Source organism: Paenibacillus sp. CAU 1782, assembly GCF_054551715.1.
Genome location: NZ_JBTOLL010000012.1, coordinates 113,604 through 137,275, shown reverse-complemented (window position 1 = coordinate 137,275; position 23,672 = coordinate 113,604). Strand labels below are relative to the sequence as shown.

General features: G+C 50.8%; 16 protein-coding genes and 2 tRNA genes. 12 read left to right on the top strand and 6 right to left on the bottom strand.

Annotation, left to right across the window (positions count from 1 at the left end; genetic code table 11):
• Positions 1–136 precede the first annotated feature (136 nt).
• Together ACX93W_RS20270 and ACX93W_RS20265 are read left to right on the top strand one after the other, a co-directional pair.
• A tRNA-Lys gene (locus ACX93W_RS20270) sits at positions 137–208 on the top strand.
• Between the two features lie 193 nt (positions 209–401).
• A complete protein-coding gene (locus ACX93W_RS20265; RefSeq protein WP_459394196.1) occupies positions 402–887 on the top strand; it encodes a hypothetical protein in 486 nt (161 codons plus the stop codon).
• Between the two features lie 111 nt (positions 888–998).
• On the opposite strand, the gene ACX93W_RS20260 is transcribed toward ACX93W_RS20265, so the two are convergent.
• Both ACX93W_RS20260 and ACX93W_RS20255 read right to left on the bottom strand, forming a co-directional pair.
• Positions 999–2,132, bottom strand: a complete 1,134-nt coding sequence (locus ACX93W_RS20260; RefSeq protein WP_459394195.1) for a DUF4367 domain-containing protein — start codon at positions 2,130–2,132, stop codon at positions 999–1,001.
• Complete coding sequence (locus ACX93W_RS20255) at positions 2,113–2,703, bottom strand: RNA polymerase sigma factor (RefSeq protein WP_459394194.1); 591 nt, start codon at positions 2,701–2,703, stop codon at positions 2,113–2,115. Before ACX93W_RS20255 ends, ACX93W_RS20260 begins: the two co-directional genes overlap by 20 nt.
• A 229-nt stretch (positions 2,704–2,932) precedes the next feature.
• On the opposite strand from ACX93W_RS20255, the gene ACX93W_RS20250 reads away from it, so the two are divergent.
• The 3 genes from ACX93W_RS20250 to ACX93W_RS20240 all read left to right on the top strand — a co-directional run bounded on the left by ACX93W_RS20250 (position 2,933) and on the right by ACX93W_RS20240 (position 5,326).
• A complete protein-coding gene (locus ACX93W_RS20250; protein ID WP_459394193.1) occupies positions 2,933–3,343 on the top strand; it encodes a hypothetical protein in 411 nt (136 codons plus the stop codon).
• A 169-nt stretch (positions 3,344–3,512) separates the two neighbouring features.
• On the top strand, positions 3,513–4,931 hold the full coding sequence (locus tag ACX93W_RS20245) for a SulP family inorganic anion transporter (protein WP_459394192.1): 1,419 nt from the start codon (positions 3,513–3,515) through the stop codon (positions 4,929–4,931).
• On the top strand, positions 4,928–5,326 hold the full coding sequence (locus ACX93W_RS20240) for a secondary thiamine-phosphate synthase enzyme YjbQ (protein WP_459394191.1): 399 nt from the start codon (positions 4,928–4,930) through the stop codon (positions 5,324–5,326). Before ACX93W_RS20245 ends, ACX93W_RS20240 begins: the two co-directional genes overlap by 4 nt.
• Before the next feature lie 85 nt (positions 5,327–5,411).
• On the opposite strand, the gene gluQRS is transcribed toward ACX93W_RS20240, so the two are convergent.
• Positions 5,412–6,437: a tRNA glutamyl-Q(34) synthetase GluQRS gene (gene gluQRS, locus ACX93W_RS20235; protein WP_459394190.1), complete on the bottom strand. Its 1,026-nt coding sequence runs from the start codon at positions 6,435–6,437 to the stop codon at positions 5,412–5,414.
• A gap of 126 nt (positions 6,438–6,563) precedes the next feature.
• A tRNA-Asp gene (locus ACX93W_RS20230) sits at positions 6,564–6,637 on the bottom strand.
• A 210-nt stretch (positions 6,638–6,847) separates the two neighbouring features.
• On the opposite strand from ACX93W_RS20230, the gene ACX93W_RS20225 reads away from it, so the two are divergent.
• The 7 genes from ACX93W_RS20225 (at position 6,848) to ACX93W_RS20195 (ending at position 20,591) form a co-directional block, all read left to right on the top strand.
• On the top strand, positions 6,848–8,635 hold the full coding sequence (locus tag ACX93W_RS20225) for a CHASE2 domain-containing protein (RefSeq protein ID WP_459394189.1): 1,788 nt from the start codon (positions 6,848–6,850) through the stop codon (positions 8,633–8,635).
• 705 nt (positions 8,636–9,340) lie between these two features.
• Entirely contained in the window at positions 9,341–11,035 is a 1,695-nt protein-coding gene (locus ACX93W_RS20220; RefSeq protein WP_459394188.1) for a stalk domain-containing protein, read from the top strand.
• Positions 11,036–11,037: 2 nt separating this feature from the next.
• Positions 11,038–14,526 (top strand): FecR domain-containing protein, encoded by a 3,489-nt coding sequence (locus tag ACX93W_RS20215; protein WP_459394187.1) that lies wholly within the window; start codon positions 11,038–11,040, stop codon positions 14,524–14,526.
• 318 nt (positions 14,527–14,844) lie between these two features.
• Complete coding sequence (locus ACX93W_RS20210) at positions 14,845–16,752, top strand: assimilatory sulfite reductase (NADPH) flavoprotein subunit (RefSeq protein ID WP_459394186.1); 1,908 nt, start codon at positions 14,845–14,847, stop codon at positions 16,750–16,752.
• Positions 16,753–16,803: 51 nt separating this feature from the next.
• A complete protein-coding gene (locus tag ACX93W_RS20205; RefSeq protein ID WP_459394185.1) occupies positions 16,804–18,606 on the top strand; it encodes an NADPH-dependent assimilatory sulfite reductase hemoprotein subunit in 1,803 nt (600 codons plus the stop codon).
• A gap of 163 nt (positions 18,607–18,769) precedes the next feature.
• The gene (locus tag ACX93W_RS20200; RefSeq protein WP_459394184.1) at positions 18,770–19,540 is read left to right on the top strand and encodes a sugar phosphate isomerase/epimerase family protein; all 771 of its coding nucleotides are present in this window, start codon (positions 18,770–18,772) and stop codon (positions 19,538–19,540) included.
• A gap of 340 nt (positions 19,541–19,880) precedes the next feature.
• Positions 19,881–20,591: a DsbA family protein gene (locus tag ACX93W_RS20195; protein ID WP_459394183.1), complete on the top strand. Its 711-nt coding sequence runs from the start codon at positions 19,881–19,883 to the stop codon at positions 20,589–20,591.
• Positions 20,592–20,746: 155 nt separating this feature from the next.
• On the opposite strand, the gene ACX93W_RS20190 is transcribed toward ACX93W_RS20195, so the two are convergent.
• A complete protein-coding gene (locus ACX93W_RS20190; RefSeq protein WP_459394182.1) occupies positions 20,747–21,820 on the bottom strand; it encodes a hypothetical protein in 1,074 nt (357 codons plus the stop codon).
• Entirely contained in the window at positions 21,817–23,652 is a 1,836-nt protein-coding gene (locus tag ACX93W_RS20185; protein ID WP_459394181.1) for an HSP90 family protein, read from the bottom strand. Before ACX93W_RS20185 ends, ACX93W_RS20190 begins: the two co-directional genes overlap by 4 nt.
• Positions 23,653–23,672 lie beyond the last annotated feature (20 nt).

Here is a 23,672-nt window from a genome sequence, read left to right as displayed (position 1 = left end):
AATCGTACCGCTTCTTCTTTGAATGTTTTGTCGTATTGATTCATTGTCTCTCGTCCCCTCGTCTGCTTTCATTTTATTTCATACGAGGGTGTTTTTCGACTGCATTTTTATAGTAGCACTCCATAATATAGTGGACGGGTCCGTAGCTCAATGGCAGAGCAACCGGCTCTTAACCGGTAGGTTGTGGGTTCGACCCCCACCGGTCCCATACTATTTTTTTCAGAGCGCCCTCCCCGGAGGGCGTTTTTATGTTGCCTTTCCGCCGATATCTGTGATTTTGACAATGCTGCTTTCTTGTTTTTGTCCCTTTCAAAAAAATTTTCCATAATTGTCAACCACATTAATCATTTAGGTGTTTAATTAAATGGAAGGACAAAATCATATTGAAGGGAAGAGTTTGAATGAAGATGATGAGACAATTTTCAAAGCTTTCGGTATGCATGTTGTTGGCAATGGTTATGATGGTGACCCCGATGGTATCCGCCGCCGCAAATGGTTTTACAGTAGCCAAAACATCGGCGCCGCCGGAAATGATGCAGCCATTTGGCATGGTTAACGGGTACACCTATTTGCTTTACACAGCCATCTCCGTTTATGACAATCCGGAGGATACTGGTAACCTTGAAATTACAGGCACTACCTACGCTAAATCCGTTGTGGACGAGCTAGGCGCCAAAATCCAGCTGCAAAGATGGACAGGTACGGAATGGGTTAATTCCGGTACAGAGACAACTGTAAAGAAGAGCAATGCTGAATTTTTTGCAGGATCAACTAAGAAATCAGCCTCAGCAGGGTATTATTATCGTGCACAAGTTACCCATTATGCCAAGCATGGAACCACTACCGAGCTATCTGTGGCATACTCCGGTACCGTTTTGAAGAAATAATGAAAATAAAATAGCCTCCAGAATTGCCATCATTTGAAGGCAGGCTGGAGGCTTATCTTTTAGAAGATCAACCAGGATGTGGCTCGCTTGAGCGAGTTTTAAGTCACGCCCCTAATGAATATGTTCGGCAATCAATGAAAATTGTTCGGCTGGAATATTACCAAGGATGCTAATATACGTGTTGTTGATGACGAACTCCAAGTTATTCCACCCATCTTCGCCTTTAAGCCAATAGATCTCTTTGCCGCCGATTTGTTCTATGCTTAAGCTGTTAGTATCCAGCGAGCTGCTGGATTCAAGCGTTTCGTGTTCCTTCAGCTGCCTTAAGGTAATGGAAAATTTCTGCTGGCTCAAATTTGGGTTTTGGTACAACAGGACCATATTGGTAATTTGCTGCTTGTCGTTCACGGATAACGTTTCAATCGACTTTAGTTCAAAGCCATCGGGGATATACTCCAAAGCCGGAGCGTAAAATGCTACATTTTTCGATACGTCTTTCCAATTCGATAATGCGGGAGTATCGGGTGCGACGTAGCCCGAAGAGTCCGTCGCTGGCAATGATTCTCCATATCCCGGTGGAGGAGCGGTAATCGGCTTTACATCTTTGGAATTTCCAGTGCCAAAAATAATGCTGACCATATTGTCGGTATAGACGGCGACCGTTTTGATAAAAGGAGTGAATGCGCTGGTAGCCGCCGGCGTGCCAAAGATAAACGCGCCGAGCAAAAAGGAGGCCGCGACATAAGGCAGCAGCCTGAGACGCGCGTTACGTTTGGCTTTTTTCGCAAGAGCCTGCTGTACCCTAAGCCACGACGAGTCTGAATCCGGTACAAAGTTCTGGTCCCTGGCCGCCGAATCAAACGCTTTGTCAAAGGCCTCACTAAAGGCTGAAGAAAACTCTTGGTCGAAGTCTTTATTGTAGTCGAGGTCCTTATCAAAGTCGAAGTCTTTATTGTAGTCGAAATCCTTATCGAAATCGAAGTCCTTATCAAAGTCGAAGTCTTTATTGTAGTCGAAGTCCTTATGGAAGTCGAAGTCCTTATCAAAGTCGAAGTCCTTATGGAAGTCGAAATCCTTATCGAAATCGAAGTCCTTATCAGAGTTTTTTTCAAGATCCTTATCAAATTTTTGGTCAAAATCCTTATCATTATCGTCAACCCATGGATCCTCAGCCTTGTCTAATTTACCATTAGATGCCTCGTTTACGGACTTGTTTTTATTGTTTTCAACTCCCCGCTTGTTCATCTGGCTCCTCCCATCTGCGCAAAAAGCGTTTTTTGACGGCCTCTCTGGCCCTGTGCAGCTTGTACTTCACTTTATCCTCGGTCGTTTCCAATTCCTCTGCAATCTCCTTATAGCTTAGCTCGCGTTTCCATCGCAGCTCGATCAGCGCTTGATATTCCGGCTTCAGCTCTTTCAAGCATTGACTGATCGTTTCGGTCATCATTCTGAGCTCAACTTCATCTTCGGTTGAGAAGTTATCCTGCACTTGCGCAACGGCTTCGTCAAGATAAACACTGTCAGAAGGCACTTCGTTGCGATTTTTTTTCGTTTTTCTAAAATAATTATAAACCGTATTCCGAACGACAACTCTAATCCAGCCTTTCAGCTTGGCCTCGGTATCTACATCAGGCACATGCCCAATGACCTTCAAAAAGGAAGCTTGAATAATATCCTCCGTAGTGGAGTGATCTTTGACCATATAAATAATGGGGGGATAAACAAATTGGTAATACTCCCGGTATACCTCGGCCTGAATTTTTGGCGCAAGCGCGCCGAAGTCAGCCCCGATTAAGAGGAACATCTTGCCTTGCATGGATAAAGACCCTCCTTGCCAATTAAGCCGCGATTAAAAAGTTGTTCAAAAAGTCCAGTTTTGAACTCTCATCTTGTGTTCTATGTATCCGCTATCCTCTTTCGACATTATAACCCATATTTTCCTCCCTGCATGTGGAATTGTTCATGCGACTTAAGTGCTACCATATGGGATTATCTAGTGTTAATAAAATATAAAGAGGTTTTTCGGGGATTGCTGGAGGTGCAGCGTGAAAAAATGGACGGCTATCGCGGCTTTGTTTATTTTCATTTGTTTCCCGATCTTGTTTTTCTCCGAGCAGGATGCAGTGCTTGGCGAGATGAGAGCCAGTGTCAAAGGCGACTACAGCATTTATTTGTTCTGGACAAGCGGAGGGCATGTCCAATCCGATTTGGCGAAGGAGTCATGGAGTTCGCTGATCCAGGAGGCCGCCTTTCAGGAGGGGGCTAAAATCCAGTTTACGGCAATCGATTTGAGCGACCGCCGTTATTTCTTTCAGTATCGAAGCGTGCTGGAGCATTCGGAACGCCCCGTCTATATGCTGCTGAATCATGCCGGAATCGTGCTGCAAACGCCAAAGCTGGAAAAGGTGAGAGACTATTTGCAAAATGCGGAGGTGGAAGGCGCTGCTTTTCGATGAGGAATCCTCCATTGCCATTCCATGTCCCCCTGCCTTATGATAGTGGAGGCATATTTCCACTTAATGAGGTTGTTCAAGGAGTCCGCTTTCCATTGCGAAAACCGAACTTTCCGAACACGTTGTTATTGACAATGGAATGCCGCAGAAATCTGCGGAAAGGTTGAGGCGTTTGAAATCTTTATTTTCGAAAGAGCAATGGTTTTCTAATATTCGCGGAGATGTATTGGCAGGCATCACGATTACGCTGGCATTGATTCCCGATGCAATCGCGTTTTCGTTTATTGCGGGAGTTAATCCCATGATTGGTTTATTTTCGACGGTCATTATTATGATCGTGATTTCCTTTTGCGGCTCGCGTCCGGCGATGGTTTCTTCGGCGGCGGGCTCCATGGCCGTCTTGATGGCTCCGCTCGTGCTGATGCACGGTATCCAATATTTGTTTGCGGCAACGATTTTGACCGGTATTATTCAGTTTCTTATGGGCGTGTTCAAAACGGGAAAATGGATGAATTTTGTGCCTGGCGCCGTAGTCACGGGGTTTATCAACGCATTGGCGATTCTGATTCTGATGGATCAGCTGAAGCATTTGGTAAAGGCGGATTGGCTGATGCTGGCGGCCGTGGCGGTTACGCTTGTTATCGTATACGTGCTTCCTCGCCTGACCAAGGCAGTCCCGTCGCCGCTTGTGGCCGTTGCGCTTGTTACGATAGCTTCGTTCAGTATGGGACTTCCTCTGGAGACGATTGGTTCCCAGGTTCTTATCGACAACACATTGCCGCTGCCCGGCTTGCCGGATATTCCGTTTACATGGCAGACGCTGGTCATTATTTTGCCCTTTGCGCTTTCGTTGTCTTTAGTCGGCTATACGGAAACGCTGTTGACGCAAAATATGATTGATGAAAAAACAGGAGAAAAAACCGACAAAAACGGTGAAATGAAAGGGCAAGGCGCTGCCAATGCGATATCCGGGCTGTTTGGCGGCATGGCAGGCTGCGCGCTGGTGGCGGAATCCGTCATTCATGTCAAAATCGGCGCAAGGGGCAGACTGTCCACATTGACGGGTGGCGTGGTGCTGCTCGCTCTGATCCTTTTGTTCGGCAAGGTTGTCAACATCATTCCCGTTGCGGCGCTGGTTGGCGTCATGCTTATGATTTGCTTTGAAATATTCGATTGGGGTTATCTGCTCAAGCTTCGCAGCAAACCGGCGAGCGACACCATCATCATGGCGGCAACCGTCGTGACGAGTATTTACACCCATAATTTAGCAATCGGGGCTTTGGTTGGCGTGCTGCTTAGCATGGCGGTTTTTGTCTACAAGCTTTCCCGTATCAAAATAAAGCAGGAAACAATCGACGGAGAAAAGGTATACCGGGTCAAAGGGCCGCTCTTTTTTGCCTCCGCCACGGAACTGCAGGATGCCATTCATTTGAACGACCCGATTACCAGAGTATGCCTGGATCTGCGGGAAGCGCATCTGTGGGATCATTCCTCGCGGCAGAGCATTATTAATATCCGGCGAAATCTGAGGGAGCGCGGGTATAAGGTCAGAGTAATCGGATTACAGCTGAAAGGGAGGAGCAGAACGTGAGAAGCTTTGAATTGTATACAGGCGGCCGGGACGGCATGATTGATGTCACGAAGCAAGTAAAAGAAGCCATCAGGGAAAGCGGGGTGCGTGAGGGGTACGCCATCGTTTATTGCCCCCATACGACCGCAGGCATTGCTATCAATGAAAATGCGGACCCTGATGTCGTGCGCGATGTTTTGCGGCGCCTCGACGAGGTTTTTCCTTGGCATCATAAGGAGGACAGACATGCCGAAGGCAATACGGCGGCACACCTGAAGGCGATGTATACCGGAACGAGCCAGACCGTGCTGATTCAGGATGGCAAGCCTTTATTGGGTACTTGGCAGGGGATTTACTTTTGCGAGTTTGACGGGCCTCGTACCCGCCGCTTTATGGTTAAGGTGATGGAGGGTTAACGACGACCAGCCGGGCCGCTATGAAAAGTTGAAGGGGCAGCTCCATTCGGCCAAGCCGAGCGGAGCTGCCCCTTTGCTTCCTTCTTTAATTCCCTCTCACCCAGTCCAGCATATCGGGAGTGATCGCAAGTATACCGTAAGGCAATCCGGAGGACGATAGCTCGGCAGAACCAGTGCCTTCCGACTGAAACCCCTTCATTACATCCGGGGTAAAATGGGGCAGCAGCTCTCTGGCGGTCACCGGTTCGGCCTTGTCAATCCAACCCGCAAGGTAGCCGAGCAGACCAATCAGCCTTTGCGGAGTTGCGCCATCCTCTCGCAGCGATGCCAGCGTCAGCGATTTATCGCGTTTGGACAACCGCTCCCCGGAAGCATCTCCGATCAGCGGCACATGGGCAAAGCTTGGCGACGGAAGGCCAAGCGCTTCATAAAGCGCCAGCTGCCTGGGCGTGGAATCCAATAAATCGCGGCCTCTCAACACATCGCTGATGCCCATGGCGGCATCGTCTACTACAACAGCCAACTGGTAGCTGAACATCCCATCGGCGCGTTTGACGACAAAGTCGCCCAAACCTTCCCCGCTAAAGGACTGTTCACCTGCAAAACCGTCACGGAAAGTCCACTGCCGGTGCGGCATCCTGAAACGAAGCGCCGGTTCCTTGGAAAGTCTGCGCGCCGTTTGTTCCTCTTTTGTTAACCGGCTGCAGAATCCGGGATAGGCTCCTCCCTCGGAGGAAAGCCCGTGGGGGGCGCTGCCAATCGAGGCAAGCTCGGCCCGGCTGCAGAAGCAGGGATAAAGAAGCTCCTTCTCCAAAAGCCTGTTTAATGCTTCCTCGTATAGATACTCCCGCTTGCTCTGCTCGTAAGGAGCATGAGGACCGCCAAGGTCAGGTCCTTCATCCCAATCAAGCCCCAGCCAGCGCAAATCGTTCATCTGCTGTTCCGCAAATGCGGGACGGGAGCGCGGCTTGTCGATATCTTCGATTCGCAGCAGAAGCTGCCCGCCCATTTGGCGCATTTGAAGCCAGGCGGCCAAAGCGGAAAACGCGTTTCCCATATGAAACAAACCCGAAGGCGTTGGAGCAAATCGCCCGCGTCTGGTCACGACCATCACCCTTCCCGGTACTGAAAACCGAATTTTTGAACATGTACTTTATGTGTAACGGAAGGTTTTATCATCAATAAACAAAAAAGCAACATAGAACTTGTTCAAGTTCATGTTGCTTTCTCTGTAGTACGGAGCCGACGGGATTCGAACCCGCGGTCTCCTGCGTGACAGGCAGGCATGTTAGGCCTCTACACCACGGCTCCATATTGGTTGTCTAACTTCGAATCAGACACAAGTAAGATAATAGCACAATTTTCTTGCTAACGTCAATATAAACTTTTTTTCTGCATTTTTTTCAAAAATGCATGCAGCTTCACATTTTTTTGCTGCAATATAAGCTATTATTGAAGAGGATATTCACTAATCCGACAAAAAGATATCATCATTCATACTCATTCGAGAGGAGTTTACATATGAAAAAAGTCGCGCATAAGCTGGCCTGGATCGGGAATGCCGCAGTGTTGATTTTACTGGCAATCCTGATGACGCAGCAAGCGCTTCTGCCGCTTGACCGCGCTTTGTTTGCCTACAACATGTCGCAGGCCCAGACGCAGATGCCGGACGAACGGATTCTGGTGGTTACGATTGATGAAGCGACCCTGGAGGAGCTAGGCGCCTTTAACACCTGGACGCGGGATATCTACGCCAGGCTGCTGGATGGGATGTATACGGAGGAAGGCGGACCGACGGCAGTGGGCTTTGATATTATGTTCACCTCTCCAAGCACGCCTGAGGCAGATGAAGCCTTTGCGGAAGCGCTGGCCAGCCATGATGGCATTATTTTGCCTTCGTACGCCAATATGGAGAGCGAGTTTACGAAGTCGCTGGAAGGGCAAAGCGCTTCGGAGATGCTCCAGCCATCGGAATGGGTCGACCCCATTCCTGAATTTGCCGAGTTGACGGAGCGAGCCCATATCAACTCGCGGCTGGACAGCGACGGCGTCATACGCCGCACTTGGCTGCATCTGGGCAGACCCGATGGTCCGCCGACCCCGTCGCTGGCTTACAAAATGGCGGAGATGGCCGGAGCGGACGCGAGCAGCTACCTCATGCAGAACAAGCGAAGCGAGATTCTGATCGATTACAACATGCACTCCGGCGATTTTTGGAGCGTTCCTTTTATCGATGTATACCGGGGCGATTTTCCGGCAGAAAACTTTCAAGACATGCTGGTGCTGATCGGCTTTTCCGCCGTAGGCTACGATACCGGGGTCACAACGACTGAAAGCGATATGAAGCTGGTTTACGTGCATGCCAATATTGTGCATCAGCTTCTGCATGGCGAGTCTATCCGAGAACTTCCCCGCATATGGACAACAGCTGTTTCCGCGCTTCTGTTTGCCATTATGATCGCGGCAGCCTGGCGTTTCCGTACCGTCACGAGCCTGCTGCTTGCAGCTGGCACGGCCGTTGTGCTGTATGCGGCTCAATACGGCAGTTACATGCTGCTGGGATGGCATTTTAAAGCGGTAGAGCCGATGGCTGTCTTGCTTCTGACCTATCTGGTCAACATTGCGATCAAATCGTTTATGGAGAACAAGCAAAAGGTATTTATTACGAAGCAATTCGGCCGTTACCTGTCCCCCGACCTGGTGAAGGAAATAGCGCGCAGCGACCGGGAGATTCAGCTTGGCGGGATCAATAAAGAGCTGTCCATTCTGTTTCTGGACATTCGCGGCTTCACGACGCTTTCGGAAAAACTGAAGCCGGAGGAAGTGCTGGATTTCCTCAATACGATGTTTGACGTCATTACCCGAAAAGCTTTGGATAACGGAGGGACGATCGACAAGTTTATCGGAGATGCGGCCATGGTTATCTTCAACGCGCCTCTGGATGTGGAGGATCATGAATACCGCGCAGTCAAAACGGCATGGGATATTCAACAGGCCATGGTGGAGGTGCGAAAAGCGATCCGGGAAAAATACGGCGTCACCGTCAGCGTAGGCATCGGCATTCATACCGGCATGGTGGTTGTCGGCAACATCGGATCATTCCTCCGCGTAGACTACACGGCAATCGGGGACAACGTTAACATAGCCGCCCGGATCGAATCCAATACCCGGCCTAATCAAATCCTGGTGTCGGAGGAGACCTATTCCCGAACCGCAGAGCGCTTCCGCTACAACTGTATCGGCGAACGAATGATGAAGGGCAAAACCGTTCCCGTGAAGCTGTACGAAGTACTAGCGCTGGAAGACTAGTATAGGGAGGATGGCAAGAAGCTAGAAATCGAGGAGCGGAGCGTAGTGATAGCTACGAGAGCACCTTCAATGTTTCTGAAAGAAACATACTTCGTAAGCATACGCTTTTCGGCTGAATGTCATATTCGACGCAGGCCATGACGCTAGTCATGACCCGTAATGGAAAGCGTACTTTTTGAACTTCCTCTTAAAATAGATGTTCAAAAAGTTCGCTTTTCAGTACCGAGAAGATGGCAAGAAGCTAGAAATCGAGGAGCGGAGCGTAGTGATAGCTACGAGAGCACCTTCAATGTTTCTGAAAGAAACATACTTCGTAAGCATACGCTTTTCGGCTGAATGTCATATTCGACGCAGGCCATGACGCTAGTCATGACCCGTAATGGAAAGCGTACTTTTTGAACTTCCTCTTAAAATAGATGTTCAAAAAGTTCGCTTTTCAGTACCGAGAAGATGGCAAGAAGCTAGAAATCGAGGAGCGGAGCGTAGTGATAGCTACGAGAGCACCGGAGATTTCGGCTGAATGTCATATTCGACGCAGGCCATGACGCTAGTCATGACCCGTAATGGAAAGCGTACTTTTTGAACTTCCTCTCAAATAGATAATGCAAAAGGGGTACTGCTTTTGGTAGGCCCCTTACAGTACAATAGGCCTGAATAAGGTTATTAGGTATTTCGACTCAAAAAGATAGCGGGAGGTTGAGGGAATTGCAATTTAGATGGAAAAAGAGAGTTCAAGAGAAGGGGGGCTTGTCGATGCTTGGCAAGCGGACAAGTGTGTTGGCTGCAAGCTTTCTGCTAGCTTTAAGTGTTAACGTCCATGCGTTCGCTGCATCGGAGACCGAAAAATCGTTTGGCATTGGGGACGCCGTACGGGGAGAAAACGGCAATCTTCTTCTGGAGGTTACGACAATTGCCGGATCGGGAGAGCCAGGGGACCGGGACGGAGCGGCTTCGTCAGCCGCTTTTCGTGCGCCGCAAGGCTTGCTGGCATTGCCGGACGGCACTTTGTACATAGCAGACACAAACAATCATCAAATTCGGAAGCTGTCGAATGGCTCTGTGTCGACATACGCCGGGCTGAAGTATTGGATTGACGGCTTTGGGCTGCCGACAGGCGTTTTGAACGACGGCCCAGCCGATGAAGCGGAATTTAATACGCCGGTTGGCCTTGCCGGAGATGCCGCTGGCAATCTGTATGTAGCGGATGCCGACAATCATGCGATCCGCAAGCTATCGCCGCAAGGAGAATGGACGACGCTGGCAGGTGACGGCATTTTGGGCCGAAGGGACGGAATCGGGAAGGAAGCCCGGTTTTATTACCCGCAAGCGATAGCCGTTGACCAAAGCGGCAACGTATATGTAGCGGATTCCTTGAATCATCAAATCCGCAAAATAACGCCGGGCGGAACCGTCTCAACGCTAAACGCCAAACAAAACAGCGGCGTCCAGGTTATGCCGGGATTGCTGGTGGAAAGCGGCGGCTACCGCGACGGCGCATTGGCTCAGGCTTTGTTCAACGAACCGTCCGGATTGGCGTTGGATGCCAAAGGCAATTTATTTGTCAGCGATACCGGCAATCAGGTTATTCGCTATATTGACCTGTCCAAAGGAACGGTCTCGACCGTTGCCGGAGTATCGCTGCCGGCCCAGGAATCAAGCGCTGAGTCAGCGGAGCTGCTTTATAGGGAAGGCGGCTACAGAGACGGTAAAGCATCGGAAGCGCTGTTCCATTTTCCGCGCGGCTTGGCGGTTACGCCTGAAGGAGGACTGCTTATCGCCGATAGCTTGAATCATGCCGTTCGTTATTTGCTGAATGGCGAGGTGATCACGTTGGCAGGCGGCGAAGATGGCGAACGCGGCTGGGAGGACGGAATTGAAGGACATCATGGCCTTCAGATGCCTTCGGCAGTTGCGCTTGGCAGGGATGGCTCCGTTCTGGTAGCGGACAGCTACAATAACAAAATTCGCAAAATAACGCTTCAGCAGCTCCCAAAACGGGGAGCAGGTGAAACGGCGGTGCGGATCGTGACGGGTACGGAGGGCAAATCCCTTGCCGTAGCAACCGAGCTTCGGAATGGACGCACATTGGCTCCGGTCAGAGCCGTGGGCGAAGCATTAGGCTATAACGTCACGTATAAACCGGAAACGCGCGAAGCTCTTTTGGAAAAGGACGGCTTGGCGGTAACGCTGCGGTTGAACGAGGCGCTTGCACTGGTGAGTCGAAACGGCGGGGCGCCGGTCAACTATGAGTTGGATTCCGCTCCATTCGTTAAAAATGGAACTGCCTACATTCCGGTTCGTTACATTAGCGAGCTGATCGACTCCAATGTGGAATGGCATGGGGAGAGCAAAACGGTCATTATTCGCGGCGCAGCAGCTGAAAACGAGGGGGATAAATAAGGATGAAGGCATTTGGAATAAACCTTGGCTCAAGTGCGCCGTCGGCTGCTTCACGTCCCGCTGTTCCTGTAACGGCCAGGGCGCTGGCGATGCTAGTGGTGTTTGCGCTGATGCTGGGAGCGGTGCTTGGTCCCTTTGCGGGACGCGCAGCTGCCGAGACCGTGCGAATTGCTACGATCCTGAGCGTATCGGGAACCGTGGAAGTGAAAAAGGCCGGCGGCAAAAAATATTTTAAAGCTTACAAGAATATGCCGTTGAATGCCGGCGACCATCTCAAGACGGGAGACAAATCTTCGGTTTCGATCAAGGTGCAGGACCGCGGGGACGAAGCTACGCTTGGCGCGGGCTCGTCGCTCTATATCTCGGAACTGAAAGAAAAAGGCGGCAAGAAAAAATCCAATTTCACTCTCTGGACAGGAAGCGTCTGGATTAAAGCCAGCTCGCTCGTATCCACGGAAGAGGAATTTGAAGTGGAAACGCCGACGGCCGTCATGGGCGTGCGCGGAACAACGTTGTTTGTAACGGTTGATCCCAGAAACGGGGATTCCAACTTCCTCATTATGTCTGGAGTTGGAGTGGTTCAATCCAAAAATCCGGCTCTTCATATCGAGAAAAACGTGTCCATTTATCCTGGTCAGACGCTTATGACCTATTTTAACGAAGAAGATAAAGTGTCGCATCTGGGAACGACAATCATCGATATCGATCACATTGCATCGCTGCTTGGCCAGGAAACGCTAAAAGCAATCATCGACAGCAAAAATAAAATCGATCAGGAAAACGAAGAGCTCATCAAAAGATTAAATTCGGAGCTGTTGAACGGCGCAAAGCCGGAAGCGGGAAGTCTGGACGTCCAAAATGGCAATGCTTTGGAACGCCTTATCTATAACTTGGATAATCTGGTAAGCAACATTGTCAAAAAAGCAATCCAGCAGCAAAAAGTCAACGGAGAGATTATCCGCTCCCAGGTTAATGAAGCCAACAAAAACCTGGACAAAATAATTGTACTCGACGATAACAAGCCTCAGCAATTAAGCAGCGAGGAGCTGGCTAGGCAGAAGCAAGTGCAGCAAACCATACTGGAGCGGGAAAAAAAGCTGCAGGAGGAAAAAGAGAAGGCTCTCAAAATGCAGCAAAATGCGGAAGAGGTTTCGAAGCAGCGTTTTGCTGAACTTCTGAAATTGACCGGGGCCAACGAGCAAGCGGCGAAGGACAGACAAGCCGCGCTGGAGAGCGAATATATCAAATCGCTGAAGCCCGAGCAGGCCAAAGCATACGAGGAAGCCAAAAAGAAGCTGGAAGCCGGCGAAACCGCAACGTCTTCCCCTTCATCAACGACGGCTCCCGCGTCAACGCCAACACCGGTGCCGACGCCAACTCCTGATCCAGTAGGAAACTCGCCGTTGAACGGGACGGGGACAATTGCCGGTCCAATCTCCCAAACCGTAACCGGTTCAGGAATCGTGACCTATGGTCCGGCAAGCGGCAGCTTGACTATCAATGGCAATGTTGCGATTACAGGCGATGCCGGGGCAACAGGCCGTTATGATTTTCGCAATCTCTCCATTAGCGGAAATCTGAACGTCAATGTGCCTAGCGGCAGTGTCAATTTGCTGAACGGCGTTACGGTGAGCGGCACAACAACGATTGTTGATGTGGCGTCCCAGACCTTCAGAAGCGAAGCTGCTCATGGCGGCGAAATCGTTGTGGCGGACGAGACGGGAACCCGGGTTATTTTGGCCGGGGCGGCATCAAACTCCGATGTGCGCGTGACCGGCTCCGGACATGTCACGCTGGAGGGGACTTACGACGGCGATATCACAATCGAAGGCGCCGTTGAAACCCTTGTGCTTAAGGGACAATTTGGCGGCAATCTCATCGTGAGCTATCCGGGCGTAACCATCCAAGTGGATGAAGGAACGACATTTGGCGGCACCTTGGATATACGCGCTGGCGGCGTTAAGCTGACTGGAGCTTTTGGAGTCATCAAATCAATTCTTCTTGCATCGGGGATAGAGCCTGACCCTTCGGTTCAGGAGGCGATTGCCGCAATCGCGGCAGAGCGGCTGAGGGTTCTCAATGAAACGGACAGCGCCCAGGAAATGCTTGGAATGATGAAGATTCTTGGCTACGGCCAAGCGACTCTGTGGCATGCGGAGAAGCTTATTCAATACCGCAATATGGAGTTTTACAACGGATTTGAGAACATCCAGCGTGCAAAAGAAGCCATCGACCACATTATGGAGCAAGAGCCGCCGTTGCCTGCTCCGTTATTGAGCGTATCTGGCGCTGTTGTTCAAGGAAAAGACATTGCGATTTCGTTTGAAGAAAATGAGGGCTGGTCAACCTCGATTTATCAAATCCTGCTGCAGCTTCTTGACGAAAATGGCCAACCCGGCGATGAATACGGTGTAGGCGACGATTATACAGTGACCGACAATGAAATCATTGTGGGAGGCGGCATCTTCCTTGAGTTCCCTCCGGGACAATACAGAATTGTCGTGATCGCGGACGAGGAACGATATTTGCCGGCTTACGTGACAGTTACCACCACTCCAATTGATTATTTGAATGGAGAATATGAGGGCCATCTGCCTCCTTATATTACGAGCTATGTCACTGGTGCCGAGGACCGTCTGCTGGGACCATCCGATGAATGGGCTGACGAGAACGGACCGCTTGAGGTGTTTAACCTGAGAATTGCAGGCGCCGGAACAGGAACCTATACGATTCGGAATCTGGTCATCAGGGGAGATTTAACCATCGATGTGCCTAGAGGCAGCGTTACGCTGGACAAAAGCGTTGAATTTATGTCGGAGGGCGCAAAAATTTGGCTAGAAGACATAAGCGAAGGAACTAATGGTTCGGGCGGCTTCACAAGCTACGCTCAGTATCTTCCTTTCTTTATTCATGTCAGGGACTCCAATGCTTCTCGCCTTGAATTGAGTCCGGAGGATAGAGCTTTCCGCATTCCGGAAGTGATTTTTGAAACGGCGGGTCAAACCGTATTGGCCGGAACCTTTGACTCGATCTATATCGAGGTCGAGCAGAACTTCGGAGAGGAAGAAGGCAACGAAGAGGGCAATGAAGAAGCATCCGAATATAGAGTGCTCGCGCTTTCCGAAGGTGCCGTTGTTCAAAGGTTGAATCTCATTACGCCGTTTCTAGAGCTGGGCGAAGTCGACGGCGTTATTTTGCGAATCGATACCCGGGAATTGGATGAAGCTGCTGTGCTTCATTCTTCGGTGACGGAGTACATGGCTTTGCTGGAGGAACAGTTCGACAAAGCAAGAGAAGCGCTGTTTGCTGAGTCCTATTCGGGAGAAGCAAAAGCGCGGTTTGATGAAGTATTGGCTTTTATCGGAATCAAAGCCGTCGACATTCTGGAGAAAGGCGAGTGGCTCTGGGAATTCTTCAGCAGCTATGGAGAAGAGGAAAGACCGTTTGACTTGTATGACCTGTGGCAAGTCGCCAATGGGCGTGGGCTGTAACGGGAGCAAGCTGTTTCTTAACGTTCAGGAATCATAAGTATAATGATAGTATGATTGCAGAATCGCGCCGTATCCGACGGCGCGTTTTTGCGTATAGAAACAGGTTTCGCCACCTTTTCCCTAATGTTTTCTTGTCATAATCTTATGTTCAATCCATCATAAGCAAACCTCATCATTTCATTCAATATTTCTTATAGCCGGAAACGGACCGATTTCATTGACCGAAACTGGCCGCTATGGTAGTTTTAAAACAATAAGTCAATTCATACTGACGAACTGGGAATTTAGTCGAACAAGGAAGATGCGAGGTGGATATTGTTGCAACTCAAGGTGACGAATAGTCCGTTTTCGGAGGAACAGGCAAATCTGCTTAATGCGCTGCTGCCAACCTTGACGGGAACGCAAGTGCAATGGCTGAACGGTTTTTTGGCTTTTTACGCTGCTGGGGCGGGAAACTCTCCGATTGAAAATGGTTTGACTGGAACGGATTCAGGCATCGCTGCAGCTTCTGCTGCGCTTGCCGCTGTACCGGGGACGGCGCAGGTCGCGATAACAGAAGCGGCTCCGCTGCAGGCGGGAGCGCCTCGCGAAGCGACCGTGCTGTTCGGCTCGCAAACAGGCAACTCTCAAAGGCTTGCCGGGCGTTTAGCCGATAAATTGAAGGAACTAGGATTTGAAGTGACGCTGTCGGCCATGAATGTATACAAAACGGCCAACCTGAAAAAGACGGCTCATTTGTTTATTGTGGCCAGTACGCACGGCGAAGGCGACCCGCCGGATAATGCGCTGCCTTTTTATGAATTCCTTTACAGCAAACGCGCATCGGGATTGAACGGCCTTAAATATTCCGTGCTTTCGCTAGGCGATACGTCCTATGAGTTTTTCTGCAAAACGGGCCGCGATTTCGATGAGCGTCTGGCCGAGCTGGGAGCGGAGCGGATAGCCGACCGCGTGGATTGCGATCTGGATTTCGAGGAACCTGCATCCCAGTGGTTCGGCAAAGTACTGGACGCGGTTCAGGCATCCGTAGCGGGAGGAGCAGTTGCAGCTGCGCAAGCAGCCCCTGCGTCCGGATCGGCTACCCCAAGCGCAGAAAGTCTCTATTCCCGCACCAATCCGTTCCGGGCCGAGGTATTGACGACGATTAACCTGAACGGCCGTGGCTCGGACCGCGAGACGCGCCACCTTGAGCTATCGCTCGAAGGATCGGGATTAAGCTACGAGCCGGGCGATTGCGTCGGTATTTATCCCGAAAACGACCCTGAGCTGGTCGATCAGATTATTTCCCAAATGAATTGGAATCCGGGCGAGGTTGTATCCCCTGACAGGGAAGGCGAAGACGCGACGCTTCGCGGGGCGCTTCTGCGCCATTTTGAAATAACGGTGCTGACCCGTCCGCTGCTGGAAAAGGCGCTGCCTTATTCCGGAGATGGAAGATTGGCTGAGCTGCTGAAGCCGGAGAACAAGGACGAACTGCGCGCTTATGTGAACGGCCGCGATTTGCTTGATCTGCTGCAGGATTTTGGGCCATGGACGCTGACTGCAGGAGGTATTGCGACGGTACTGCGCAAGCTGCCGCCTCGCCTTTACTCCATTGCGAGCAGCAACAAGGCAAACCCGGACGAAGTCCATTTGACGATCCGCAAAGTCCAATATGAAAGCCATGGCCGCAAACGCGGCGGCGTTTGCTCCGTGCAGGTGTCGGAGCGGCTGGAAGCAGGGGATACGCTGCCGTTGTTCATTCAGCAAAATCCGAACTTCAAGCTGCCGGCGGACCCGGGAACACCGGTTATTATGATTGGTCCAGGAACTGGCGTTGCGCCGTTCCGCGCGTTCCTAGAGGAAAGAGAGGAGCTTGGCTCCGAAGGTAAAACATGGCTGTTCTATGGCGATCGCCATTTTGTAACAGACTTCCTATATCAGACCGACTGGCAGCGGATGTTGAAATCCGGCGCATTGAGCAAGCTGGAGGTCGCTTTCTCCCGCGATTCGGAGGATAAGGTATACGTCCAGCACCGGATGCTGGAGCATGCCGCGGAGCTGTACGCCTGGCTTCAAGAGGGCGCGCACCTTTACGTCTGCGGCGATGAAAAACATATGGCTCACGATGTCCACAAGGCGCTTCTCTCCATCCTGGAGCAGCAGGGCGGCTTGAACCCGGAAGCGGCAGCCGCTTATATAGCGGAGCTGCAAGCTAATCAGCGCTATCAGCGCGATGTGTATTAGAGGTTGTTCAACACGTATTATTTTGGATAGAATTTAAGGAGTTGAACGGAAATGGCGAACGGACCTAAGGCAGTGCCGGTTGGCGGCCCTCCAAGCGACGTTGAACATTTGAAGCAGGAAAGCAATTACTTGCGCGGTTCCCTTGTCGAAACGCTGCAAAACCGGGTTACGGGCGGCATGAGCGAGTTGGACAACCGCCTCATGAAATTTCACGGAAGCTATATGCAGGATGACCGCGATTTGCGCAACGAGCGGCAGAAGCAAAAGCTGGAGCCTGCTTATCAATTTATGCTTCGTGTGGTTACGCCGGGCGGCGTCGCCACGCCAAAGCAATGGCTCGAAATCGACAAGCTGGCCCAGAAATACGGCAACGGCACCATTAAGCTGACTACAAGGCAAGCCTTTCAGCTTCACGGTGTTTTGAAATGGAATTTGAAGCAAACCATCCGCCAGGTCAATGATGCTATGTTGACCACATTGGCGGCTTGCGGCGACGTAAACCGCAACGTTATGTGCAATCCCAATCCGGAGCAATCCGATGTTCATGCCGAGGTGTACAAGTGGTCTCAGGAGCTGACAACTTATCTGGCTCCCAAAACGCCCGCTTATCATGAAATTTGGCTGGACGGGGAAAAGCTGGACAGCAATTTGCAAGTGAAGGCTAAAGGCGAGGCCGGTTCCAAAAAGGCGAAGGTCTCGGGCACTTCCCCCGCTGCGGAGAAGACCGTTCAAGGGACCGATCCCGTTGAACCAATGTACGGCCCGGTTTATTTGCCCCGCAAATTCAAGATCGGCATTGCTGTACCGCCATCAAACGATATTGATGTCTATTCCCAGGACCTTGGATACATTGCGATTGTGGAAAATGGCAAGCTGGTCGGCTTTAACGTAACGGTCGGCGGCGGTATGGGCATGACTCACGGCGATACCAACACGTATCCGCAATTGGGCAGGCTGATCGGTTTTTGCACGCCGGATCAGGTGCTGGAGCTGGCGGAAAAAACGATCACGATTCAACGCGATTACGGCAACCGCTCCGTACGGAAAAATGCCAGATTCAAATATACGATTGACCGCCACGGCCTCGACTGGTTCGTAAGCGAGCTTCACGAGCGGCTTGGCTGGGAGCTGGCTCCCGCCCGTCCGTTTTCTTTTGACCGTTCAGGCGACACCTACGGCTGGTCCAAAAACAAAAACGGCAAGTGGAACTTTACAATGTACATCAACAGCGGACGCATCGTGGATACCGAAGGCAATATGCTGATGACGGGCCTTCGCGAAATTGCCAAGATTCATACCGGCGATTTCCGGTTGTCCGCAAATCAGAATTTGATTTTAGGCAATATTTCAGCTCAAAAGAAAAAGCAGGTGGCGGCTCTGATGGAGCAATACGGTATCTCCGAAGGCTCGGATCATGCGGCAATACGCCGCAGCGCTTTGTCCTGCGTCGCTTTGCCCACTTGCGGTCTGGCAATGGCGGAAGCGGAGCGTTACTTGCCAACCTTGCTGGGCAAGCTGGAGCCGGTACTGGAGGAAGCAGGCTTGCGCGATGAGGAAATCAACATCCGCATGACGGGCTGTCCGAACGGCTGCGCACGTCCGGCGCTTGGAGAAATTGCTTTTATCGGCAAGTCTCCGGGTAAATACAATATGTATATGGGCGCGGGTTTTTCGGGAGACCGGCTGAGCAAGCTGTATCGCGAAAATGTAGGCGAAACGGAAATCATCGATACGCTGAAGCCGATCCTTCATCATTACGCGTCTGAAAGAGAGCAAGACGAACACTTCGGCGATTTTGTCGTTAGAACGGGATATGTGAAAGCAGTAGCTTCGGGTCTTGATTTCCATAGTTAAGCTGCACCTTGTATGGAGCGTCTGGACAATATAAGTTAAATCAGGCGCCTATAATCTTTAATGTAAGTAAAGCCGGACGCCCTCTCCAGTGCTACACTGGATTTGGGTATGCCGGCTTTTTGGCGGTCGGCCCCGTATTCCGGGACAAGGCGGCGATAAAAGGATGAAACGGGAACAAATTGCGGCTCAATTGTATACGCTAAGGGATTTTTGCAGGGATGAAGCAGGTTTGCGCGACTCCTTGCGCAAGGTGAAGGATATCGGCTATTCCGCCGTTCAGGTTTCCGGGATTGGACCGATACCGGCTCATGCGGTCAAATCGGCTGCTGAGGAAAATGGACTGTCTATTTGCGCGACTCATGTCGGCTTTGATGCATTAAGCGAAAGGCTTCAGGAAACAATCGCGACCCATAAGCTATGGGATTGCCGTTATGTCGGATTGGGCTCCATTCCGGAGCGCTACCGGGGAAGCGCGGAGGGTTATGCGGCCTTTGCGTACGCCGCGTCGGAGATCGGCAAGCTGCTTTTGGAGCATGATCTGAAGTTTGTTTACCACAATCACCGCTTTGAGTTTCAGCGTTACGGAGTAAAAAACGGAATGGATATCCTGCGCGAGCAGAGCCATCCCGAAGCTTTTGGCTTTGAACTGGATACTTATTGGGTTCAAGCGGGCGGGGTTAATCCCGTTGACGCTATTTATCAGGTTAAAGGGCGCATGGAGGTGGTCCATCTCAAAGATATGGCTATCGTGAATGACCAGCAGCTCTTTGCGGAAGTCGGGCAGGGCAATATGAATTTTCCGGGAATCATCCAAGCCTGCCGAGACATCGGGACGGAGTGGTATGTCGTGGAGCAGGATGAATGCATGCGAGATCCCTTTGAAAGCCTGGACATTAGCTATCGCTATTTGGCCGCTCTGGCGACGGAAGCGTAACATTTAAAATATCCATATCACGACTCTAAACAAATGTCGGATATTAGCATGTTTTGAGAATAAATAAAAAAGCCTTTCAGAGCGTTCCCGCTTATGGGACTGATTCTGAAAGGCTTTTTGTGCGTATGCTTGCCAAGCTCGCCCTGGCACTTCAATTGGCAGTTTCAGCGAAGGGAGCAAGCTTATTCGCAGTCCAGCCTGTATCGTAAAAAATTTAGAGCAATTTCGAAAAAATATGACATTTTGCACAGGTTTCGGGTAGAGCGTCGCGTCGCGGTATGATAATCTGATAGTTAATAAGTCGCAACATTTAATTTTTACTTGGAGGTGACGATCAGAGATGTCCAAACATGCTTCGAAAAAGACTGGAAAGTCAAAAAGCCGTCCTATCGTGCTTTACACAGCTATTATCATTGTTCTGCTGGTATCCATATTTGCGATAACTCGGATGTCGGAGCAGCCATCGAATCCATCTCCGTCTCTCAGTAACGCGCCGCCGATTGCATCACAACCCGTCATGGGCAAAGAAGGCGCCGCAATTTCGATTGTCGAATTCGGCGATTATAAGTGTCCTTCCTGCAGAGCCTGGAATGAGCTGGTGTGGCCGCAGCTTCAGAAGGATTACGTGGATACGGGAAAAGCCACGTTTGCTTTTATCAACACGATGTTTTTTGGCGAAGAATCCAGGCTTGGCGCTCTTGCCGGCGAAACGGTGCTTCAAATGTATCCCGAAAGTTTTTGGGAGTTCCACAAAGCGCTGTTTGCGGCCCAACCCAACAATGACCACAATACATTATGGCTGAATCAGGAAAAAGTGCTTGAGATTGCCCGCCAGACCATTAGCGGCTTCTCCGAAGAGGAGTTTCTGCATCAACTGACAGCGGACAAACCTGCCAGCATGGTGGCATTGGATGAATTGCTGGTCACTCAAAGCGGCGTCAAAGCAACTCCAACCATTATGATTAATGATGTTGTTATTGCAGATCCCTTCAGTTATGCAGAAATCTCCAAGGCCATCCAGGAGCAGCTTGAGAAGGAGTCCAAGTCATAATCCCGAGGCGCAAACCGTAATACGTTTTATGACAATCATTCCCGCAAAAATAGATGCTGCCGTAATCCATTCGTGACCTGATGACATCGAATCAACGCCCGGGCAACCAAGTCCTGCATGGTTGCCCGGGCGTCCGTTTAAAGAATGAACACGCCTTATAGCGATTGGATATAATTGCGGTAAAAGGTATTGCCGTTGCGGCGGTCAAAGCGATCCGCCAGCACTAATGCGTCTTCGCGGAAAGCAGCGGCAATAGGGCCGGCATTGCCTTTGCCTTCGCTTCCTTGTCCCTCGATGCCGTTTAAATGCGGGCTTGACTCCGGAAGTCTCACGGCGACGGCAACGGATTCGCCCGACAGCAGCTCCAGCAGCGCCGAAGAATGGGCAAGAAACATCATTTTATCAAACGGATTTTCATGTCCAAGCATGTTGGGATAATGCCGCTCCAGCAGCTCAAGTCCCTTGAACGGGTCTGTTTTGGACAAATAATAAATATGTTCGCTTTGATGCTGCAGGAAGTCCAAATTATTTTTGATCAGCTTATAGCCTTTTTTCTGCTGTTTTTCAGCTTCCTCCAGTTGCCCCAGACGGTACAGAGGCATTAGCACTTTAGAGATGGTAACGTGCGGAACTTCTCCGCAAGTCATTTTCCCCTTCAAAATCGGTTTGGCAGCCTCCAGCGTTGCTTCGTCATCTCCGGCAGCAGCTGCATATTCCACCAGGCGGTTTTGCTCGCAGGCCGTACAATCGCTCATCATATCTTCATCCATGCTTCTGAATTTCTTCAGAAATTCGCCGGCTTCTTCGACCTTTCCTTGCTGAAGGAGATTGACCGAAGTGTAAAAATAATAGGTCCGATCGCTGTAACCATGCTCCTTATAACGATTCCGCATATCCTCCAGCAGCTCATTTATTTGCGTCAGCGGAATATCGGGGAAACAGGAGATTTTATCCAAAATCCATTTGTAGCTCCATAATAAATTATATTCGTCAAACAAATCGCGATTTTTATCATATTGGCCAAGCATCCACGAAAAAGCAACCAGCGCCTTCATCGGATAGCCGTTAAACGTAGCGTTTTCCACAATCATGCTGCGGGCTTCGTACGCATCGACAATATCGTTTCTCAGATCCGCTTCGCGCGCAGCCTCCTCCAGCAGGTTGATTTTGGCCAGGCCGTCCGGCAAGTCGTAGACTTCATCCATTAATTCCTCATAGCTTTTACTCATGCTGTTGTTCCTCCGTTATTATGATTCGAAGACAAGCCCCAATCGATAAATTGAATGATTCCGTTATTCAGTACAGCCAGCTCCTGACGGTTCATCGGGTAATGTCCCATCATCAGGGCATTGACGTACAGCATTTTGATGGCAATCGGCAAAATAGCGCTTTGTCCGGAATTGAACAATCGGCTGATTACCGGGTTGTCGAGATTCAGATACAGCGTTGCGTATCCCGCATTTTGCAAACCTGTGCTCAGATTGCCCAGCACGGACGAAAACAGATCCGTCGCGGCTTCCCTTGTAAGCTCCAGCGAACGCAGATCGGAGGATTCCTTGGACAGTGTATATAGCGCGGGCAGCTCCGACGGCTTGAACCGCTTCAGCTGCACCTGCGTGCGGAAGTCCTGCAATACGGCGTCTGCCGAACGCGTTGCTTCATAATAGTAGCGTCGCTCATCACCTGTCAGGTCAGTGAAGGTGAAGGAGACGTCTTCAGGCAGCAGCCGCTCAACCTCTACGCCGCCATGCACCAGCGGCAAGCGGGACATAAGCTCGGAGTCGTAGATGTACCCGCCGTTAATGACCACAAGCGATTGGGCGGCGGCGACATGCGTAATTTGGCGATATTCATCCAGAGTCAGCGTGTAGTACAGGTGCTTGTGCTCCCGAAGCAGCTCGCCAAGCTCGCGTTGGCCGGCGCTGCTGTGGAAAGGAAGCCAGCGGTAAATGATCCGGTAGAACTGGTCGTCTTCTACGGCAAGAGCTTTCATGGACAAGGCGTGAGCGCCGATAATGGCCTGCAATCTGTCGGGAGCCAGCTCCGCCATCGTGATCAATTCCCCGCGAATGGATTCGCCCAGCTCGGAGCGAACCTCCTCCAGCTGCTCATTTTCATAGAAATGCTCCCGTGAAGCAGTAAGCTGCAGCTCGTCGCTCCAGATCAGGCATTTAACGAAAAAAGCCCAATCAGGCAATATATTTTCCGCTTTTTCGGATACAAGCATATGCTTCAAATAAACGCGGTGCGCCCGTTTTGCGTTCAAGTTGACGCCTTGGGGCAAAATAAAAGCAATGCCGCCCGTGCGGCCGGATGCGGTCTGCAGCGGGATGAAATCCCGGAACCGTTCTCCCAGCAGCCGTTCGCCCCATGCCAATACCTCCGCCTTGTGGCTGCGAGCCATATCGGGGTGTTTGATCCAAATCGGCAAGGTTTCGTTTATTTTTTTGAAGCCTTGCTCCGTCTGCAAGGTAATGGGATAAGGCAGCATGGCGCCATAATAATAGATGGAGTTTTCCAGAAACTCTTGTTCAAAATAAGCCTCGCTGCCGGGTTTGCAACGAAGGAATACTCTAGTTCCCGGCGTCAGCTCGGTATCCAGCTTGCGAATGGAATAAGTGCCGTCCGGCTTGCCGCGCCACTCAAGCGACGGACCGCCTTTAGCGGATTGCGTCAGGACGACGATTTCGTCGCTGACCATAAAGCAAGAAAGTAAGCCGATGCCGAAACGGCCGATAAATGTTGTATTTTGAGCAAGCAGATCGCCGCTCCGTTTGGAGGATTGGCCAATCACCGCCAGAAATTCATGAATATTTTCTTCGGTCAGACCTATGCCGTTGTCTTGTATCGTCAATGTGGCTGGCCCGCCTGCTCCGGTGACGTCGATTTTGATGGAGCCTTCGGCCGACGGCTCGATCTCCCGTCTTGCCGTTACGGCGTCTACCGCATTTTGCAGCAGTTCGCGCAGATAAACCTTGGGTGAGCTGTACAAATGATTGGACAGGATGTCGATCATCCCGCCTAAGTTTACTTGAAATCGATAGTTGTCTTGCTGGCTCATTGCCTCTCCATCCCCCTGAA

What these genes read in the sequence shown, in the direction of transcription:
- ACX93W_RS20265 (WP_459394196.1), top strand. Translation starts at nt 402, where the DNA reads ATGAAGATGATGAGACAATTTTCAAAGCTTTCGGTATGCATGTTGTTG.
- ACX93W_RS20260 (WP_459394195.1), bottom strand. Translation starts at nt 2,132, where the DNA reads ATGAACAAGCGGGGAGTTGAAAACAATAAAAACAAGTCCGTAAACGAG.
- ACX93W_RS20255 (WP_459394194.1), bottom strand. Translation starts at nt 2,703, where the DNA reads ATGCAAGGCAAGATGTTCCTCTTAATCGGGGCTGACTTCGGCGCGCTT.
- gluQRS (WP_459394190.1), bottom strand. Translation starts at nt 6,437, where the DNA reads ATGGTCGTGACCAGACGCGGGCGATTTGCTCCAACGCCTTCGGGTTTG.
- ACX93W_RS20225 (WP_459394189.1), top strand. Translation starts at nt 6,848, where the DNA reads ATGAAAAAAGTCGCGCATAAGCTGGCCTGGATCGGGAATGCCGCAGTG.
- ACX93W_RS20215 (WP_459394187.1), top strand. Translation starts at nt 11,038, where the DNA reads ATGAAGGCATTTGGAATAAACCTTGGCTCAAGTGCGCCGTCGGCTGCT.
- ACX93W_RS20205 (WP_459394185.1), top strand. Translation starts at nt 16,804, where the DNA reads ATGGCGAACGGACCTAAGGCAGTGCCGGTTGGCGGCCCTCCAAGCGAC.
- ACX93W_RS20200 (WP_459394184.1), top strand. Translation starts at nt 18,770, where the DNA reads ATGAAACGGGAACAAATTGCGGCTCAATTGTATACGCTAAGGGATTTT.
- ACX93W_RS20195 (WP_459394183.1), top strand. Translation starts at nt 19,881, where the DNA reads ATGTCCAAACATGCTTCGAAAAAGACTGGAAAGTCAAAAAGCCGTCCT.
- ACX93W_RS20190 (WP_459394182.1), bottom strand. Translation starts at nt 21,820, where the DNA reads ATGAGTAAAAGCTATGAGGAATTAATGGATGAAGTCTACGACTTGCCG.
- ACX93W_RS20185 (WP_459394181.1), bottom strand. Translation starts at nt 23,652, where the DNA reads ATGAGCCAGCAAGACAACTATCGATTTCAAGTAAACTTAGGCGGGATG.